17 protein-coding genes and 3 tRNA genes are annotated in these 18,542 nt (G+C 46.2%); 4 read left to right on the forward strand and 16 right to left on the reverse strand.

From position 1 onward, the window contains the following. Positions 1-143: 143 nt before the first annotated feature. The 5 genes from rplS to ffh all read right to left on the reverse strand — a co-directional run bounded on the left by rplS (position 144) and on the right by ffh (position 3,579). Positions 144-503 (reverse strand): 50S ribosomal protein L19, encoded by a 360-nt coding sequence (gene rplS, locus DEU30_RS07850; RefSeq protein WP_011234959.1) that lies wholly within the window; start codon positions 501-503, stop codon positions 144-146. A 32-nt stretch (positions 504-535) separates the two neighbouring features. Further along, positions 536-1,282, reverse strand: a complete 747-nt coding sequence (trmD, locus tag DEU30_RS07855) for a tRNA (guanosine(37)-N1)-methyltransferase TrmD (RefSeq protein ID WP_034821906.1) — start codon at positions 1,280-1,282, stop codon at positions 536-538. A gap of 11 nt (positions 1,283-1,293) precedes the next feature. Next, positions 1,294-1,818 carry a ribosome maturation factor RimM gene (gene rimM / locus DEU30_RS07860; RefSeq protein WP_011234961.1) on the reverse strand — a complete coding sequence of 175 codons (525 nt, stop codon included), beginning with the start codon at positions 1,816-1,818 and terminating at the stop codon, positions 1,294-1,296. 28 nt (positions 1,819-1,846) lie between these two features. Then, complete coding sequence (gene rpsP, locus DEU30_RS07865) at positions 1,847-2,095, reverse strand: 30S ribosomal protein S16 (RefSeq protein ID WP_011234962.1); 249 nt, start codon at positions 2,093-2,095, stop codon at positions 1,847-1,849. Positions 2,096-2,214: 119 nt separating this feature from the next. Continuing rightward, entirely contained in the window at positions 2,215-3,579 is a 1,365-nt protein-coding gene (ffh, locus tag DEU30_RS07870; RefSeq protein ID WP_011234963.1) for a signal recognition particle protein, read from the reverse strand. 157 nt (positions 3,580-3,736) lie between these two features. On the opposite strand from ffh, the gene ccsA reads away from it, so the two are divergent. Beyond that, on the forward strand, positions 3,737-4,531 hold the full coding sequence (gene ccsA, locus DEU30_RS07875; RefSeq protein WP_011234964.1) for a cytochrome c biogenesis protein CcsA: 795 nt from the start codon (positions 3,737-3,739) through the stop codon (positions 4,529-4,531). A gap of 68 nt (positions 4,532-4,599) precedes the next feature. After that, positions 4,600-5,898, forward strand: a complete 1,299-nt coding sequence (locus tag DEU30_RS07880; protein ID WP_034821761.1) for an HlyC/CorC family transporter — start codon at positions 4,600-4,602, stop codon at positions 5,896-5,898. Here DEU30_RS07880 and DEU30_RS07885 read toward each other — a convergent pair. Beyond that, positions 5,895-6,533 carry a hypothetical protein gene (locus tag DEU30_RS07885; protein ID WP_011234966.1) on the reverse strand — a complete coding sequence of 213 codons (639 nt, stop codon included), beginning with the start codon at positions 6,531-6,533 and terminating at the stop codon, positions 5,895-5,897. The genes DEU30_RS07880 and DEU30_RS07885 overlap by 4 nt on opposite strands. Before the next feature lie 128 nt (positions 6,534-6,661). After that, positions 6,662-8,275, reverse strand: a complete 1,614-nt coding sequence (gene gshA, locus DEU30_RS07890; protein WP_011234967.1) for a glutamate--cysteine ligase — start codon at positions 8,273-8,275, stop codon at positions 6,662-6,664. Positions 8,276-8,443: 168 nt separating this feature from the next. Here gshA and DEU30_RS07895 point away from each other — a divergent pair, with 168 nt between their 5' ends. Next, positions 8,444-11,044, forward strand: coding sequence for a response regulator (locus tag DEU30_RS07895; RefSeq protein ID WP_011234968.1), 2,601 nt, complete (start codon positions 8,444-8,446; stop codon positions 11,042-11,044). A 9-nt stretch (positions 11,045-11,053) separates the two neighbouring features. Then, a complete protein-coding gene (locus tag DEU30_RS13585) occupies positions 11,054-11,227 on the forward strand; it encodes a hypothetical protein (protein WP_011234969.1) in 174 nt (57 codons plus the stop codon). Here DEU30_RS13585 and DEU30_RS07900 read toward each other — a convergent pair. The 9 genes from DEU30_RS07900 to DEU30_RS07940 form a co-directional block, all read right to left on the reverse strand. Next, on the reverse strand, positions 11,224-12,351 hold the full coding sequence (locus DEU30_RS07900; protein ID WP_011234970.1) for a sodium ion-translocating decarboxylase subunit beta: 1,128 nt from the start codon (positions 12,349-12,351) through the stop codon (positions 11,224-11,226). The genes DEU30_RS13585 and DEU30_RS07900 overlap by 4 nt on opposite strands. Position 12,352: 1 nt before the next feature. After that, complete coding sequence (oadA, locus tag DEU30_RS07905; protein WP_011234971.1) at positions 12,353-14,164, reverse strand: sodium-extruding oxaloacetate decarboxylase subunit alpha; 1,812 nt, start codon at positions 14,162-14,164, stop codon at positions 12,353-12,355. After that, positions 14,161-14,424 (reverse strand): oxaloacetate decarboxylase subunit gamma, encoded by a 264-nt coding sequence (locus DEU30_RS07910; RefSeq protein WP_011234972.1) that lies wholly within the window; start codon positions 14,422-14,424, stop codon positions 14,161-14,163. The genes oadA and DEU30_RS07910 overlap by 4 nt, the downstream gene beginning before the upstream one ends. 176 nt (positions 14,425-14,600) lie before the next feature. Next, a tRNA-Arg gene (locus DEU30_RS07915) sits at positions 14,601-14,677 on the reverse strand. Positions 14,678-14,698: 21 nt separating this feature from the next. Further along, positions 14,699-14,775 (reverse strand) — tRNA-Arg (locus DEU30_RS07920). Between the two features lie 21 nt (positions 14,776-14,796). Then, positions 14,797-14,889, reverse strand: a tRNA-Ser gene (locus DEU30_RS07925). Positions 14,890-15,051: 162 nt separating this feature from the next. After that, a complete protein-coding gene (gene csrA / locus DEU30_RS07930) occupies positions 15,052-15,240 on the reverse strand; it encodes a carbon storage regulator CsrA (protein WP_011234973.1) in 189 nt (62 codons plus the stop codon). Positions 15,241-15,387: 147 nt separating this feature from the next. Beyond that, a complete protein-coding gene (gene alaS, locus DEU30_RS07935) occupies positions 15,388-17,985 on the reverse strand; it encodes an alanine--tRNA ligase (protein ID WP_011234974.1) in 2,598 nt (865 codons plus the stop codon). Positions 17,986-18,066: 81 nt separating this feature from the next. Beyond that, the gene (locus DEU30_RS07940; RefSeq protein WP_011234975.1) at positions 18,067-18,534 is read right to left on the reverse strand and encodes a regulatory protein RecX; all 468 of its coding nucleotides are present in this window, start codon (positions 18,532-18,534) and stop codon (positions 18,067-18,069) included. Positions 18,535-18,542: the final 8 nt, after the last annotated feature.

Below are 18,542 nucleotides of genomic sequence, written 5' to 3' on the forward strand. Positions count from 1 at the left end.
AAAAATCCGTAGTTAGAAAACCTAACTACGGATTTTGAAGTCTCTGCCGGATCGGTCAACCGATCGCTAAAATTTTTCTTAACTGATCGGCATTAAGCACAAGGCTGGGTTTTTCTTTGCTATTTCGTTTGTTTGCTAAAAGCTTAAGACAGCTTCTCGCGGATACGTGCAGACTTACCAGAACGCTCACGCAAGTAGTACAGTTTCGCGCGACGAACCGCACCACGACGTTTGACTTTAATACTGTCAACTAATGGGCTGTGCGTTTGGAAAGTACGCTCTACGCCTTCACCGTTCGATACTTTACGTACTGTGAACGCTGAATGCAGACCGCGGTTACGAACACGGATAACAACACCTTCAAACGCCTGAAGACGTTCGCGGTTACCCTCTTTTACTTTTACATTTACAACAACAGTGTCACCTGGTGCAAACTCAGGTAAATCTTGTTTCATCTGCTCTTCTTCAAGAGCCTTAATGATGCTTTGGCTAACTTTTGCCATTTTCGTATCTCCTATCCTAGGTAAACTGTACTTTATTCGCCGGATGATTGTTGTGCGATAAACTCGTTCAACAATGTTTCCTGCTCGTCAGTCAGAGCTAGGCTATGAATTAACTCTGGTCGTTGCAGCCAGGTTTTACCCAAAGACTGCTGTAAACGCCAGCGACGTATCTTTTCATGATCACCGCTTAATAAAACCGGCGGTACTTGCTGTTCATTATAAGTTTCTGGTCGAGTATAGTGAGGGCAGTCCAGTAACCCGCTAGCAAAAGAATCTTCTGCTGCTGAATCCTGGTGTCCCAACACCCCGGGAATTAACCGTGAAACCGCGTCAATAAGTACCATTGCTGGCAACTCACCACCGCTTAATACGTAATCCCCTATCGACCATTCTGCATCAACGTATTGTTTAATAACGCGTTCATCAATGCCTTCATAACGGCCAGCAATCAAAATCATTCGATCATTGCCGGAGAGCTGTTGCACTCCGCTGTGATCAAGTTTTTGCCCTTGCGGTGACAAATAAATAACAGGAGTATCCTCACCCAGGCTTTGTTTTGCTGCGTTGATAGCATCCACAAGTGGCTGCACCATCATCAACATACCCGGACCACCGCCATAAGGCCTGTCATCAACAGTCCTGTGGCGATCATGAGTGAAATCACGAGGATTCCAGACACTCACTGTCAGCAAACCTTCCTTTATTGCTCTGCCGGTAACACCGTAATCGGTGACGGCCGAAAACATTTCAGGAAACAAACTGATGACGCCAACCTGCAAAGGCTTGCCCATCAAAAGTCCGATGGCCACTCAACCTGAATCTGTTTGGCTTCCTTATCAACCGCCGTGACATATTCACTTTGGATAAAAGGAATTAAACGTTCAGATTTTCCGAACCCATCGTTGCTGTTTGCTTTTACGACCAACACATCGTTCGATGCGGTGGGCATAATTTGTTCAACCACACCCATATCATAGCCGTTGGTGTTCACTACACGCATACCAATAAGGTCGCGCCAGTAAAACTCATCGTCAGCTAATGCCGGTAACTCATCTGCCGTAATGCAAATATCCGCACCAGTAAGGCGCGCAGCCTCATCGCGATCGGATATGCCTTCTAACCTGGCGATAAGTCCGTTGTTGTGGCGACGCCACTCGACAACTTTCATTTCGCGCTCAGTTTTCTGGCTGAGTAACCAAGGGCTGTATTCAAATATCGATTCTGGATCATCGGTAAATGACTGCACTTTCAACCAGCCTTTTACGCCATACACCGCACCGATGCGACCAACGACGATTTGCTCTGATTGCTGCATTAATTTACCTACCTGAATCTGTTAATGCTTACGCCGCAGCGCTTGCATCTTTAACTAATTTAGCAACACGATCAGATAACTGAGCGCCTTTGCTTACCCAATGCTCGATGCGGTCAACATCAACACGAAGTTTTTCTTCCTGACCACGAGCTACAGGGTTAAAAAATCCTACTTTCTCAATGAAACGACCGTCGCGAGCATTGCGACTGTCAGCAACTACCATTTGGTAGAAGGGGCGTTTTTTCGCGCCACCACGTTGTAAACGAATGGTTACCATTGCGTTCCTCAATATAACTGTTTTGTAAATGTAAAAAATAGCAAAGCCCTCCGACAGAGTCGGAAGGCTCGGCAATTCTACTGATTTTTACTGCAAATGCAAGCTTGACGCGCTTTTTCCTAGCGTCCGGGGAACATTCCTGGTGGCATCTTTCCGCCCATGCCGCGCATCATTTTCTGCATGCCGCCACCTTTCATTTTTTTCATCATTTTTTGCATTTGAGTAAACTGTTTAAGCAACTTGTTCACGTCCTGCACCTGAGTACCTGAACCGGTTGCTATACGGCGCTTACGCGAGCCCTTTATTACGTCGGGTCGTAGCCGTTCTTTAGGAGTCATGGAGTTGATAATGGCTTCCATGCGCAAGGTCATTTTGTCATCCATCTGACCTTTCATTTGTTCTGTCATTTTACCCATGCCCGGCATTTTGGTCATTAATCCCATCATGCCGCCCATTTCACGCATCTGTACGAGCTGATCACGAAAATCCTCCAGTGAGAACTGGCCTTTTTTCATGACTTTTTTCGCCACTCGCTCCGCTTTTTCTTTATCGACTTTTTGTTCGACTTCCTCAATCAGAGAAAGCATATCGCCCATGCCAAGAATTCTGGAGGCTACGCGGTCAGGATGAAACGGCTCCAGCGCATCGTTTTTCTCACCAACACCCAGGAATTTAATAGGCTTACCGGTAATATGGCGAATAGACAGAGCCGCACCACCACGAGCATCACCATCGGTCTTCGTCAGAATAACACCCGTTAAAGGCAAAGCCTCGCTGAATGCTTTGGCGGTATTTGCCGCGTCCTGACCCGTCATCGCGTCAACGACAAACAGGGTTTCAACCGGATTGATGGCTGAGTGCAGTTGCTGAATTTCCTGCATCATGTCTTCGTCAATAGCGAGACGACCGGCGGTATCCACTAATACCACATCAATAAACTGCTTACGTGCCTGGGCAATAGCAGCATTAGCAATATCAACTGGTTTTTGATCAGTTGAAGACGGGAAGAACTCAACGCCTACCTGCTCGGCAAGAGTTTCCAGCTGTTTAATAGCGGCCGGACGATAAACGTCGGCACTAACCACCATGACTTTTTTCTTCTGGCGCTCAGTTAAATATTTAGCCAGCTTGCCCACACTGGTGGTTTTACCCGCACCCTGCAAACCTGCCATCAAAATAACAGCTGGCGGCTGGGTATTTAATTGCAGAGGTGCATTCGCCTCACCCATTGCCGCTTCCAGCTCAGACTGGACAATTTTGACAAAAACCTGACCTGGCGTCAGGCTTTTGTTGACCTCTGTACCCACTGCCCGTTCTTTAACTTTAGCAATAAAGTCTTTTACCACAGGCAAGGCAACATCGGCCTCAAGCAGCGCCATGCGAACTTCGCGCAAGGTTTCTTTAATATTGTCTTCGGTCAGTCGCCCCCGGCCACCAATAGAATGCAGCGTTTGCGACAAGCGTTCCGATAAATTCTCAAACATGTCGATCGTCTCTTATATTGCGATTTCTGACGTTAATAGTAATGGGGGCAGTATATCTGATTTGCAAGAAAGTTTCGCCCCGTAAGTATTGGGTTTAACCGACTGACGTCGTATACTCAGGGCACGAACAACAGGAATCAGGGAAGTCGGGCGCGTGATGCTCTCTTTATTGTTGCTAATCAGCTTATTGGGTTACAGTGCCAGCGCTTTTGTTATTCTACAAAATATCTTAAAAAACAAAGTGCTTCACCCAGCTTATCAGATTGTACCAGCTGCTTTGGCGGTTGCTGCGCATGGCTGGCTCATTTTAATACAACTTTCCAACGATGATTTCGATCACATTAATATCTCATCCAGTCTGGCTATTGTGGCTTTTCTGATAGCCGCTTTAACCGTAGTGAAAAATAACCAGGCCAGTAACTTATTCCTGAAGCCGGTTATTTATCTGTTTTCTGCGCTTACCACACTGTTACTTGTGTTCACCCCGGTTAACTGGGGTGCTGACATCAGCATCGGACATGGGTTAGTTTTTCACATTACCTTGTCACTGGTCGCCTATGGAATATTGGCCTTAGCCACACTTTACGCGTTACAAACCAGTTATTTAAACCGTGTATTAAAAAACCGCAAAGGTCATAGTCTGCTGAGCAAACTACCACCATTAATGACTGTCGAAAAATACTTCTTTAATCTTCTGGCGCTGGGGACTTTTGTACTGTTTCTCGCTCTGGGCTCGGGCTTTCTTTTCCTCGATGACATGCTTGCTCAACAGCAAGCACACAAAACCATTTTAACCAGCGTCGCAGCTCTGCTTTATCTCTTGGCCGTGGTTTTGCACCGGACGTCAGGCTTACGTGGCCGCATTATTGTGGTCATTACCGTACTTGCCAGCACCCTATTAACCTTAGGATATTTTGGCAGTCGGTTCGTGAAAGATTTTCTCTTATCCTGAATGACACTTGACTTCATAGCTGAGAACTCTACATTGTCACATTCACAGTATAATTAAGGAATAAACCGTTGGACGAGATATCAACGAGCATGTTGCTCGTGATTTTAGCCGTACTGTTATTTTTATCCGCATACTTCTCTGGCTCCGAAACTGGCATGATGTCTATCAACCGGTACCGTCTGCGCCATCTGGTACAAAACAATCATCCCGGAGCTAAGCGTGTCCAGTACCTGCTTGATCGTCCCGATCGGTTAATTGGTCTTATCCTTATTGGCAATAATCTGGTCAACATTGGTGCATCGGCTATCGCAACTATCCTTTGTCTGCGCTGGTTCGGTGACGCTGGAATTGTTATCGCTACTTTTGGTTTAACCTTAATTATTCTGATTTTTTCTGAAGTTACGCCGAAAACCATTGCAGCACTGCATCCGGAGCGTATTTCTTTTCCCAGCTCCTTAATTTTAATGCCTTTGCTAAAGGTCATGTACCCTATCGTTATTGGTATGAACTTCATCACCAATTCTTTTATGCGCCTGCTGGGAGTTAACCCCAAGCAGTCACAAATGGCTGATGCGTTAAGCTCCGACGAGCTGCGTACAGTAGTAAATGAAGCAGGGAATTTAATTCCGACTTCGCACCAGGAAATGCTGGTCAGCATTCTGGACCTCGAGAAAGTTACGGTAGAAGACGTCATGGTGCCCCGTAATGAAATCGTTGGCATCGATATTAGTGACGACTGGAAGTCTATTGTTAAGCAACTCTCAAATGGTCAACACACCCGCGTACTGCTTTATCGTAATGAAATAGATGACGCTATCGGCTTTTTGCATGCACGCGATATCATGCGCCTGATGAGTAAAAATCAGTTTACTGCGGATAAGTCCATTTTAGTGCGTGCTGCGCGGGACAGTTATTTTATTCCCGAAGGCACACCATTAAATGTGCAGCTACTAAAATTCCAGCGTCGTAAAGAACGCATCGGACTGGTTGTCGACGAATACGGCGACATTCAGGGACTCGTTACTCTGGAAGATATTCTGGAAGAAATTGTTGGTGACTTCACGACTTCTATGGCGCCGGCTCCCAGCGAATCTGTCACACTGGAAACTGACGGCAGCTTTTTAGTCGACGGCTCAGCTAACTTGCGTGAATTGAACAAAGAAATGAATTGGGATTTTCCGACTGATGGTCCAAAAACCTTAAGCGGCCTTATTATTGAACAGTTCGGAGATATTCCTGATGCCCGGTTGTCGCTGCGTTTAGGCGGTTATCCGGTAGAGCTTGTTGAAATTGGTGACACCATGATAAAACAAATTAGAGTGTTTCCTGAGCTCTACCAAAAACCCGATAACCAGACCAATGACTAACCGAAAAATAAACGCCATAGCCAGCCGTGCTTTAAATCTTCCTCACACTTATTCAATTGCGCGGCGTATGTCATAGAGCGGCTTTTTACAACCCTGGATACTTTTACCAGCCAGGGTTTCTTTAAATAAGACTTGCGCTGATAGCCACCCCAGCCTTCATGATAGTTAAGATATTGTCCGTAAGCATCCCATTTAGATACCCCATTAATTTTATAGGTTTTTGCTATAAACCAACCCATAAAATCAATTGCATCTTCAAAGTCATCGCGACTGGCCCAACCGTTACCCGTTTCACGCTGGTAATCTTCCCAGGTCATCGTTTTCGCCTGCGAGTAACCGTAAGCCGAACTCACCCGACCCCATGGAATAAAACCTAAAAGGTAGTCTCTGGGCGGCAAAGCATTATGCTTGAAGGAACTCTCCTGATACATCATCGCCATTGGCACATGAATAGGCACGCCCCAGCGTTCACGCACATCGGCGGCCGCATGATACCAGTCTCGGTGTTCTTCAAAAATATGACAGACATTTTCAGGGTTTGCCGGCGGTGGCGTTGCACAACCACTGAGCGTCGCTACGAACAAAGCACTTACCAGTACTTTCGGTTGAATAGGAAAAAAAAGTTTTATCGCCATTGAACTTTATTCACTCGTTAAACTCTCAGTAATTGAACACATGTTGTAGCTGATAAATGCATTCATGTTCATCCCCTGAACGTTTTATTGAACGCAGTCCAAATTTGGGCTGCGTTTTTTTATGTTTATCAGTCAGCTACCTGGCCAGAGCGTTCCGCCTGTTTGAAATAATTTGCCAGAAACGTATCAAAGTCAACGTTATTGTCTTGCTGATAACGTTCTTCAAACGCTTGCTCTGATTCGGCCGCCCATTTAACAAAGTCATCTTGTTTGTAGTAACTGAGCGGCTCATTTTTCAATTGCTCACGGTATTGCTTAGCCAACTGCATACCCAAATTACTGTTATCGCGGTCTTCTTCTTTGAGCAATCGTAAAATTTGGCCCGATAACGTACTTTCCGGATTTAATACCCACTCGTACAAATCCGCTAAATGATTCTGATACACTTTATTGCCTGAACTGTTATCCAGTGCTTTAGCAATTGAAGAGAAATCTGCAAACAGTTCTTCCAGCCAGTCAGCCATTAGGCGGTCAATGCCGTTTTGCTGCAAGCTTAGGCGCGGATCACGCCCCTGCATAACCACTTTAGTAAAGTTCTTATCGGCTTGCTGCTGCTGTTCCCAGCTCATTTCTTCGCTTGGCTGTAATAAACAATGCAGAAGCATTAAGTCCAGAAAGTGCATTTGTTGTGCTGTGATACCAACATCGCTAAACGGGTTCACGTCCAGCGCGCGAATTTCGACATATTCTACTCCGCCCCGCTCTAGAGCCTGGCTTGGCGTTTCACCATCGCGTGCTGTCTGTTTAGGACGAATTGGCGAGTAAAATTCATTCTCTATCTGCAGAATATTATCGTTAAGCTGACGATAATCGTCGCCCACTTTTACACCGATTTTCGAAAACTGTGTAGAAGGAGTTGTAATTGCGCGACGCAGGCCTGTCACATACTCATCCAATGAGTTATACGTGATTTTCAGCGTTGCCTGTTCTTTATTGGTATAACCTAAGTCGCTCATTCGCAACGACGTACCATAAGGCAAAAATACCGTGCCTTTACCTACTGTATCAAAATCCCATTTTTGCAGAATCTCTTCGTTTTTTGTCTGACTGAAAAACGATTTACACAAAGCGGGTGAAGCGCCAAACAAGTAAGGAATAACCCAGGCAACGCGCTTGAAGTTACGGATGAGAGCGAAATAGCGTTCCGTACGGAAGCTCTGATTATTACTAACGCCTTCAATCTCTGCTAACTCTTCCCACATCGCATCGGACACAGAAAAATTGTAATGCACCCCGGCAATAACCTGCATAGTGGCGCCGTAGCGATATGTCAGACCACGCCGGTAAAGGCTTTTCATACGTCCCGAGTGCGAGTCACCATATTTAGCGATACGAATATCGTCATCTGAGCCAATATAGCAAGGCATGCTCATAGGCCACAGCAACTCGTCATTAATGGCGTTATAAGCCACCCGATGAATATCCCGGAGTTGTGACAGCGTTGTGTCAATATCGGAGGCAACCGGAGTAATGAACTCAAGTAGGTTTTCTGAGTAATCGGTTGTAATGGTTGGATGGGTCAGGGTTTTTCCCAGTTCCTGGGGATGGTCACCCGGCGCCAGCGTTCCATTTTCTTTTATTCGCAAAGCTTCACGTTCAATACCACGCTTAATGCCCTGCCAAACTGCTGTTTTACCCGATTGCTTAAGCTTTTCGATAACTGCTTGAAATGTTGCTTGCAAAAGACAACTCCATTCACTGAGACGGAAGGTTTTCTGCCGCTAAGCTTACTGGTAATTCGCTAAAAGGTCTATGGTTGTCACCCTTAATTTGACCACATAACTTGGCGATTACGGCTCAACGTGGCAGACTAGCTACTGTTTATCTAACCTTTCGGTTACGGATCAACCATGAATTCATTCTGGACTTTTTTACAGCTCATTTTTGTCATTCTTCAGGTAACCAGTCTTGCGTTATATGCCCTGTTACCTGCCCCCTGGAGTGACACTGTATTAGTCGCGATGATTCTGTTCAGTTTAATTATTGGCATTGTCATTTGGTGGTGGTCCCGACGTAACGCACTGACTGCGCCTTTTCGGCAACCCTTTTTATCGTCAGACTCGTTACAACTGTTTGAACAAGTTTTTAATGACCTGCCAACCCGGGTTTACTGGCGCGATCCTGAGTTAAAACTTTTAGGGGGAAACCGCGCTTTTGCCAATGACTTTGGTATTGATCCTGAGTCTCTGGCCGGTAAAACGGATGCTGAAATCGATTCCCTTGCCAGTAATGACGTATTACTGGAGCGCGACAGAAAAACCTTTAGTCAGCAGGCACCTTCCGTTAATGCAGAAATCGAACTAAAAGTGAGCGGTAAGAGTCAATGGGTCGAGCATTCCAGTGTTCCACTTTACGATGACGACCACAATATTATCGGCATCCTCGGTAGCTACTACGATATATCCGGTATTAAATCGGTCGCTGAAGAAATGGAAAAAGCCAAAGAAACCGCCGAACGTGCTAATCAGTCAAAAGGTGAATTTCTGGCGAATATGAGCCATGAAATTCGCACACCAATTAACGCTATCGTCGGTATGGCAAACCTTTGCCTGAAAACCGAACTTACGCAAAAACAAAAACGCTACATCAAAGTCATCGACTCCTCTTCGCAAGCTTTACTAGGCGTTATTAATGACATTCTCGATTTTTCGAAAATTGACGCGGGTAAGTTAACTGTCGAGCGCATTCCTTTCGACTTGCAGGACGTATTGACCTCACTGGCGGATATGTTTGCGTACCGGGCTTACGATAAAGACCTCGAGTTTATTATTAACTTACCGGCCAATATACCAACGCGTTTAATTGGTGACCCACTGCGCTTAAATCAGGTGCTGGTTAACCTAATTAGTAATGCCATTAAGTTTACCGAAGACGGTGAAATCAATGTTGCCGTTAACCTGCTGGACAGTTCCCGGGATAATGTTTTATTACGGATATCGGTTACCGATACCGGTATTGGTATGGATGAAGAACAGCGCGCCAACCTCTTTAAAGCCTTTACTCAGGCAGATACTTCTACAACCCGTAAGTATGGGGGTACCGGCCTTGGCTTAGCCATTTCCCGACGTCTTATTTTATTAATGGGCGGCGATATCGGCGTAACCAGCGCCGCCGGTCAGGGCTCTACATTTTATATCGAAGTAGAGCTGCCGTTACAGACAGAGCAGGACAACAGTCATCATCAGTATCTTTTGCAGAAACTTAAAGGTGTTCGAATTCTCGCCATTGATGACAACTTAAGTACCCGCGAAATGCTCTATGAAATGCTGCGCAGTTATCAGGTTGACGTAAAAGTTTGTCGAACAGCGGAACAAGCCTTGCAAGTGTTTCAGCTGTCTGTCGAGGACAACAATCCTTATCAACTGGTTTTGGTTGACTGGCGTTTGCCGGGTATGGATGGTCTGGAATTTTGCCAGAAGATAACCGAACGTTATGCAGAAGACATTCGGCCGAAAATGACTCTGGCAACGGGATATTACGCTGAAGAATTATCAGAAAAGGCGAAACAAGCAGGCGTCAATGACATCATTTCAAAACCCTTTACCGCGTCAACATTAGGTAGAAGCCTGACCTCAACATTATTTCAGCGAGAGCTCTCCGATGCGGACGATGCTGACAGTGGTGACGGCATCCCGGAAAGTATTTTGCGAGCGCCTATTTTGGTGGTAGAGGACAATGAGATTAACCAGCAAGTCGCCAGAGAAATTCTCTCAAGCCACAAGTTTAAAGTGGATATAGTGGAAAATGGGCAGCTAGCAGTAGAAGCCGTTCATAACAAAAATTATTCGCTGGTATTAATGGACATTCAAATGCCGGTCATGGACGGGCTGAAAGCGGCGCAAACAATCCGCGCCGACTTCAATTATCAGCAGCTTCCTATTCTGGCAATGACGGCCAATGCAATGAGTGGCGACGAGGAGCGTTCACTTGCCGCAGGTATGCAAGGACATATTGCTAAACCAATTGATGAACAACAACTGATTAAAGCCATTATTAAATGGGCTGTCCCGGGTGACTACACCAATAACCAACAACCAGAAGTACCACCAGAATCTAAACAGGATGAGGTTAATAAACCGCCGGTTCGTATTCCACAAGTGAAGGGCATTGAGTTTGAAACGGCATTAAAACGTTTACAGTACAATGTTGAGCTTTATCTGAAATTAGTAGAGCAGCTGTATGAAACCTACCAGGGTAGCGCTACTAAAGTCTCTGACTTTATTACCCGGGGGCAGCATGAAAGTGCGCGCCGCTATTTTCATTCGTTAAAGGGAGCTGCCGCGAATCTTGGCTTTACTCAGTTACAAAGCAAAGCCGCCGACTTAGAGCAATTTATGGCAGAGGGTAATATCGATAAAGTCGCTGACCAGATCACTGAACTGGAAAAACGTTTACGCTATGCGCATCAGGCGGCTGTCGACTTAGAAGCCATTCAACAACATCAGTCTTGAGGAATTACTATGATCCGCTATTTTTTTATTATTCCGCTGCTGCTCAGTCTGATTTGGTTGCTGTATTTACGCGCTAATGGCTGGAGTATCAAACAAGGTTACAAAGGCTTTGTGTATATTGCGGTTATAAGCGCTGTCATCGCCGCTTTTTACACGGCGATGATGTTTCTGACCGGGCGTTAAACCAATGCCAGTAAAACCCCCGCTGCAACTGCTGAGCCTAATACTCCGGCTACGTTAGGTCCCATCGCATGCATTAACAGGAAGTTTTGCTGATTAGCCTGTAAACCAACCTTATTAACCACCCGTGCTGCCATAGGTACAGCGGATACTCCAGCAGCACCAATTAACGGGTTAATCGGGTCTTTGCTGAATTTCCCCATTAATTTCGCCATTAAAATACCACTGGCAGTTCCTATCGCAAATGCAACGGCACCTAATACCAAAATACCCAGCGTTTGGAAGCTGAGAAATTGCTCCGCCTGCAATTTAGAACCCACAGCCAAACCGAGAAAGATGGTCACTATATTAATCAGCTCGTTCTGAGTGGTTTTCGTTAAGCGCTCCACTACGCCAGATTCACGCATTAAGTTACCCAGACAGAACATGCCTACCAGGGGCGTTGCTGAAGGCAAAAACAGCAGCGTTAACCCCATAGCTATTAACGGGAAGAAAAGCTTCTCACGACGAGCTACCGGCCGTAACTGCTCCATTTTAATCTCACGCTCGGCCTGAGTTGTCAGCAGTTTCATTATTGGCGGCTGGATAATAGGCACCAGCGCCATATATGAGTACGCTGCAACAGCAATAGCTCCCAATAAATCCGGTGCCAGCTTCGACGCCAGGAAAATAGCAGTGGGGCCATCAGCGCCGCCTATAATTGAAATAGCTGCCGCATCGGACATCGAAAACTCAATGCCCGGTATGCCATTCAAAGCAATAGCTCCAAACAAGGTAGCAAAGATACCGAACTGAGCCGCCCCACCCAAAAACAACATTTTAGGGTTTGCCAGCAAGGGACCAAAATCGGTTAACGCTCCAACTCCCATAAAAATAAGCAAAGGGAACACACCGGTATCGATACCAACGCTATACACGTAATAAAGAACCCCGCCTGGCTCAGTGAAGCCGCCTAAGGGGATATTTGCCAGTATTGCGCCAAAACCAATAGGTAATAGTAATAGAGGTTCAAATTTCTTTGAGATTGCTAAATACAACAACAATCCCCCCACCAGAATCATGCTGAACTGGCCGAATGTCATTGCAGCAATGCCGGTGGTTTCCCATAAAATCTGCAGCTTTTCCATATCAGCCTACCGTCACCAGAGCATCACCCACGGTCACTGCGTCACCTTCTTTTACATGAAGAGACTGAACAGTGCCGTCTTTTGGCGCTTTAATATCGGTTTCCATTTTCATCGCTTCCATTACTAAGACGACGTCGCCGGCTTTGATTGCAGCACCCTCTTTGGCTACAACTTTAAAAATATTACCGGCTAATGGCGCTTTTATGGTTTCACCCTCGCCTGATCCACCTGATGAGTCCTGCGATGGCTCAGGTGATGATTGCGAAGACTCTGCTGAGGATGATGACTTCACAGAGTCGAGCTGACCCGCTGGGCCAACTTTTACATTATAACGCTTACCCTCAACCTCAACTTCGTATTGCTCAACATCTCCGGTTGCTTTTGGAGCTGCCTGCTCTTTAGATTCCGTTTGCTCTTCAGGCTCTTCTCCGGGCGCCGGCTCAAAAGCATCCGGGTTATCACGGTTCTTCAGGAATTTAAGCCCAATTTGCGGAAACAGTGCATAAGTTAAGACATCATCAACAACATCATCCGCTAAACGAATATCTTCATCTGTCGCTTTATCTTTTAGCTCTTTGGTCAGCGCATCCAGTTCGTTATCCAGTAAATCCGCCGGGCGACAGGTAATAGGTTCTTCACCGTCCAGAACGCGCTTCTGCAAGTCTTTATTAACTTCTGCAGCGGTTGCTCCATATTCACCTTTAAGAACCGCAGCAGTTTCTTTAGAGATATTCTCGTAACGTTCACCGCTCAACACGTTCAGAACCGCCTGGGTTCCTACAATTTGTGAGGTTGGCGTAACCAAAGGGATAAATCCAAGATCTTCACGTACCTTCGGAATCTCTTTTAAAACTTCATCAAATTTATCCAGCGCACCCTGCTCTTTTAACTGTCCTTCCATATTGGTCAGCATACCTCCCGGTACCTGAGCCAGAAGAATGCGCGCATCAACCCCTTTGAGAGAACCTTCAAACTTAGCGTATTTCTTACGCACATCGCGGAAATAGCTGGCTACTTCAGCTAAGTCAGGTAATGACAAGCCTGTGTCCCGGTCGGTATTCTCTGTCATTGCAACCAGGGTTTCTGTTGGCGAATGGCCGTAAGTCATACTCATTGACGAAATGGCGGTATCCAGCATATCGATACCAGCATCAATGGCTTTTTGGTAGGTTGCCACACTTAAGCCCGTTGTTGCATGACACTGCATAGCAATTGGCAAGTCCGTCTTTTCCTTCAACGCGCTAACGAGTTCATAGGCGTCGTTAGGCCTTAACAAGCCAGCCATATCTTTAATGAATAACGAGTCACAGCCTAAATCTTCCAATTCCTGTGCCATTGCTACCCATTTATCCAGCGTATGGACCGGGCTGACAGTATAAGCGAGAGTGCCCTGCGCATGGCCATCAACGTCTTTTGCCGCTTTTATTGCTGTTTTTAAATTTCGAACATCGTTCATCGCATCAAAAATACGAAAAACATCAACACCATTTTCTTTTGCACGCTCGACAAAACGCTTCACCACATCATCGGCGTAATGCCTATATCCCAGCAGGTTTTGCCCTCGAAGCAGCATTTGCTGACGAGTATTCGGCATAGCCTTTTTCAGTTCACGAATGCGTTCCCAGGGATCTTCACCAAGGTAGCGAATACAAGAATCAAAAGTCGCACCACCCCAGGACTCCATTGACCAGTAGCCGATGCTGTCGAGCTTTTCAGCAATGGGAAGCATGTCGTCCAGACGCATACGCGTTGCGAGTAGTGACTGATGTGCGTCACGAAGCACCAACTCTGTTAGTAACAGGGGTTTACTCATTGTAATTTCTCCTTGTTATTCGCTGCTTTTTTGCCTTGACGATAACGGTGTACCGCAGCAGAAATTGCAGCCAGTACCGCAGGACTTGCTGCATCAGAGCTATTACTTTCGACTGAAGGCTGAGTACTGGCAACAGGCTCTGGTGTTGGGATCAGGCGTTTCATAACGCTCATGGCAACGACCAGTAAGCAAAGAAAGATGATGACTGCGCCCATGCCTACCAGCATGAGTTGCGCAGCTTGACTGAGCAATTCTGACACGAAGCACTCCTGATTGGTTGCTAAGGTATTGTTATAAAATTATTAAATACCATGGTAGCAAGTCACGCAAGGAGATACAGCAGTAAATAGTGGGTATTCAGGATTTAAATGAGATTAAAAAATATTCAAAGGGATTAATGTGCAAAAAAGATAATTAAGGGGGATATAAAGAAGAATGGCGCGCTCGGGAGGACTCGAACCTCCAACCGCCTGGTTCGTAGCCAGGTACTCTATCCAGTTGAGCTACGAGCGCGTATTCAGGTTAGTAACAATATGGCGCGCTCGGGAGGATTCGAACCTCCGACCGCCTGGTTCGTAGCCAGGTACTCTATCCAGCTGAGCTACGAGCGCGTAATTGTTACTGTAAACGACTGGCGGAGAGGGAGGGATTCGAACCCTCGATAGGGCTACAAACCCTATACTCCCTTAGCAGGGGAGCGCCTTCAGCCACTCGGCCACCTCTCCAAATCGTTGTGGCGTGAATTCTAGCGATGTTGGCAATAATGTCAATCGCTTTTTTAAAAACTAGGGTTTAAGTGTGGGATAATTGACCATCTCGCGTGATTTTTCTTCAGAATGCTCAAAAACATAAAAAAAGACCGGCTTTCGCCGGTCTTGTCTAATCACTTATTCTTTGTCTTGCTCATCGTCTTTCTCAGACTGAATGCGCATGTATATTTCTTCGCGATGAACGGAAACGTCTTTCGGGGCATTAACACCAATACGTACTTGGTTTCCCTTAACGCCGAGAACGGTGACCGAAACATCATCACCTATCATTAATGTTTCACCTACACGGCGAGTTAAAATTAGCATAGATTGCTCCTTCAATACTGTTCCGATTCTTACCGCGAATATCGAACTTTTCCCTGATTGGCGTAAGCAGTCTACCAACACTGAGAGTGATTACACTATAACGAAGCGCATATTTCTTCGTTGTGTTTTAATCGCTTACAGAGACAGCTAAAGCTGTTGCTGTAACCAAGTCGTCGCAGTAGCCAACGCTTCATTTAGCTGTTCCGGGAGTGAACCACCTGCCTGCGCCATATCAGGACGACCTCCGCCTTTGCCTCCAACGACATTTGCAGCCTGATTCACGATATCTCCTGCTTTAACTTTAGACGTTAAATCGGTAGTAACGCCAGCAATTAAACTGACTTTATCACCGTTTGCAGTTCCCAATAATACGATACCTGAGCCCATTTGGTTCTTCAGATCATCAACTAATCCGCGCAAAGATTTCGGGTCTGCCTGATCTAACTCTGCAATGATTGCTTTAACCCCATTAATATCAACAGCCTGAGCGATTAATCCACCACCGGCCTGCTGTGCCAGCTTTTGTTGCAGTTGCTCGTTTTTACGCTCTAATTCACGGAACTTATGCTGTAACTGCTGGACTTTTTCGGCCACAGAACTTGGTTCTGTTTTCAACTCTCCGGCAATTTGCTGCAATACACTTTGTTGTTGTTGAGTATATCGTACGGCTGCTTCTCCGGTTACCACTTCAATACGACGCACACCCGAAGCGATACCGCCCTCCGACGTTATTCTGAATAAGCCGATATCGCCTGTAGCTTTGACATGAGTACCGCCACAAAGCTCCATGGAGAAGTCTCCCATGCGTACAACTCGTACTTGCTCGTCATACTTTTCGCCGAACAAGGCCATTGCGCCCGCTTCTTTTGCTTCATCAATGGCCATAAGCTGTGTTTGCAGTGGCAGATTAGCGCGAACTTGAGCATTTACCTCACGCTCTAACTGAGCCAATTGCTCTGTCGTCACTGGTTCAAAGTGCGAGAAATCAAAACGCATTTTGTCCGCTTCGACCAAAGAACCTTTTTGTGTAACGTGCTCGCCCAGCAGATTTCTAAGCGCTGCATGCAGCAAATGCGTTGCCGAGTGGTTGCGTTTAATATTCTCACGACGCTCAGAATCAATTTCGGCTTTTACGCTGTCGCTGAGCTTAACCGCAGCTTTCGCTACGCCGTGGTGCGCTATAGCTTTACCAATATACTGAGTATCGGTCACTTCAAATGCTGGTCCGTTGGCAACCAAAACACCTTTGTCACCGATTTGACCACCACTTTCTGCATAAAATGGAGTTTCTGATAAAACCACAATGCCGTTTTCGCCCGCCTGCAACTGCTCTACTGGCTTACCATCTTTAAATAACTCGACCACTTTTGCCTGCCCGACAACGTCATCGTAACCGGTAAATGCGGTTTTATTGTCAGACTTAAGCTGTTGATTATAATCCATGCCAAACTGAGAAGCCTGCTGAGCCCGCTGACGTTGCTCTGACATCGCCTGTTCGAAGCCTTGCTCATCAATTGTCAATTCCTGCTCACGGGCAATATCCGCGGTTAAGTCAACCGGAAAGCCATAAGTGTCATAGAGTTTGAAGACCACGTCGCCCGGTATAACATTACCTTTTAGCTCGCCAATTTCGTCTGACAAAATCGCCAAACCACGCTCCAGCGTGCGCGCAAACTGCTGCTCTTCGCGTTCCAGGGCGTCTTTAATAATTTGCTTTTTCTGCTCCAGCTCAGGATACGCTTCGCCCATCTGGCGAGCCAGTTCGTCTACCAAACGGAAAAAGAAAGTGTCTTTAGCGCCCAGTAAGTGCCCGTGTCGCACAGCTCTACGTATTATACGGCGCAGAACATAACCACGGCCTTCGTTTGATGGCATAACACCATCGGTAATCAAGAAGGAGCATGAACGAATGTGATCGGCAATAACTCGCAATGATTTATTATCCAGGTCATTGGTGCCAATAATTTCAGCTGCCGCTTTAATCAGCGCCTGGAACAAATCAATTTCATAGTTACTGTGAACGTTCTGCATAATGGCAGAAATACGCTCCAGCCCCATACCCGTATCAATGGAGGGATCAGGCAAGGGTTCCAGGGTACCGTCAGCCTGACGGTTATACTGCATAAAGACCAGGTTCCAAATCTCGATGTACCGATCACCGTCTTCTTCAGGGGTTCCCGGCGGGCCGCCCCATACTTCTTCACCGTGGTCATAAAACACTTCAGAGCATGGCCCACAAGGCCCGGTATCACCCATAGACCAGAAGTTATCTTTTTCACCAATGCGCGAAATACGGTCTTCCGGTACGCCAATATCTTTGACCCAGATGTCGTAGGCTTCATCATCTTCGGTGAACACCGTAACCCAGAGCTTTTCAGCAGGCAGTTTCAACTCTTTGGTTAAAAAGTCCCAGGCGTACTGAATGGCTTGTTTCTTAAAGTAGTCACCAAAACTGAAGTTACCCATCATTTCAAAGAAAGTATGATGACGGGCTGTATACCCAACATTTTCTAAATCGTTATGTTTACCACCGGCACGCAGACAACGCTGCGCCGACGTGGCTTTATCATAACGACGTTTATCAGTACCCAGGAAAACGTCTTTAAATGGAACCATACCCGCATTGGTAAATAACAAGGTGGGATCGTTACCGGGGATCATTGATGCTGACGGAACTTTTTCGTGTCCTCGCTCAGCAAAGTAATTTAAAAATGCATCACGAATTTGGGCACTGTTCATGCTCATATTGAGTCCTACTTTTCTTAACTGAGTGACTTTAGGTCAATGTTTTAATGCTCTAAGACTATCACGAAGTAGCCTTCTAGCCTAGCGTCGTGGTCGATTGACGCAAGCGAAAATTTGCTCCGGGGTAAAGCCTCGCTGCTGCAAAAAGCGAACCTGCCGACTCCACTCTTTTTCATCGGCCGGGTCATCATCGCCAAACTTTTTCTGCTTCAGCTCTGCACACAATTCAAACCAGTCGACTTCCATGGATTCGAGCACATCCTCAACAATTTCCGTAGCAACGCCTTTTTGTTGAGTGGCCTGCGCCATGATTTTTAATCGCCCCTGTTTTTGCCCTACTTTTTCACGAATAAAGCTACCGGCAAAGCGTTCATCACTCTGCCAGCCTTCCTGTTTAAGTTCGTCAACAACGCGGTTAACCATTTCTGCAGGCCATTGCTTCTGGATTAATTTACGCTTTAATTCAGTTCTGCTTTGCTCCCGCATTGCCAGCAACCGAAAAGCACTGTCACGCAGTGCTTTTTCGTCATACTCTGAACTTTCGTCCATGGTCTATA

Source organism: Idiomarina sp. 017G, from assembly GCF_004362265.1.
Taxonomy (GTDB): Bacteria; Pseudomonadota; Gammaproteobacteria; order Enterobacterales; family Alteromonadaceae; genus Idiomarina; species Idiomarina loihiensis.

Bases quoted from the DNA above. Each gene is read 5' to 3' on its own strand.
- DEU30_RS13585 (WP_011234969.1), top strand. From the start codon at position 11,054: ATGATCCGCTATTTTTTTATTATTCCGCTGCTGCTCAGTCTGATTTGG.
- oadA (WP_011234971.1), bottom strand. From the start codon at position 14,164: ATGAGTAAACCCCTGTTACTAACAGAGTTGGTGCTTCGTGACGCACAT.
- ccsA (WP_011234964.1), top strand. From the start codon at position 3,737: ATGCTCTCTTTATTGTTGCTAATCAGCTTATTGGGTTACAGTGCCAGC.
- DEU30_RS07885 (WP_011234966.1), bottom strand. From the start codon at position 6,533: ATGGCGATAAAACTTTTTTTTCCTATTCAACCGAAAGTACTGGTAAGT.
- rimM (WP_011234961.1), bottom strand. From the start codon at position 1,818: ATGCAGCAATCAGAGCAAATCGTCGTTGGTCGCATCGGTGCGGTGTAT.
- alaS (WP_011234974.1), bottom strand. From the start codon at position 17,985: ATGAGCATGAACAGTGCCCAAATTCGTGATGCATTTTTAAATTACTTT.
- rplS (WP_011234959.1), bottom strand. From the start codon at position 503: ATGGCAAAAGTTAGCCAAAGCATCATTAAGGCTCTTGAAGAAGAGCAG.
- ffh (WP_011234963.1), bottom strand. From the start codon at position 3,579: ATGTTTGAGAATTTATCGGAACGCTTGTCGCAAACGCTGCATTCTATT.
- csrA (WP_011234973.1), bottom strand. From the start codon at position 15,240: ATGCTAATTTTAACTCGCCGTGTAGGTGAAACATTAATGATAGGTGAT.
- DEU30_RS07900 (WP_011234970.1), bottom strand. From the start codon at position 12,351: ATGGAAAAGCTGCAGATTTTATGGGAAACCACCGGCATTGCTGCAATG.
- DEU30_RS07940 (WP_011234975.1), bottom strand. From the start codon at position 18,534: ATGGACGAAAGTTCAGAGTATGACGAAAAAGCACTGCGTGACAGTGCT.
- DEU30_RS07895 (WP_011234968.1), top strand. From the start codon at position 8,444: ATGAATTCATTCTGGACTTTTTTACAGCTCATTTTTGTCATTCTTCAG.
- rpsP (WP_011234962.1), bottom strand. From the start codon at position 2,095: ATGGTAACCATTCGTTTACAACGTGGTGGCGCGAAAAAACGCCCCTTC.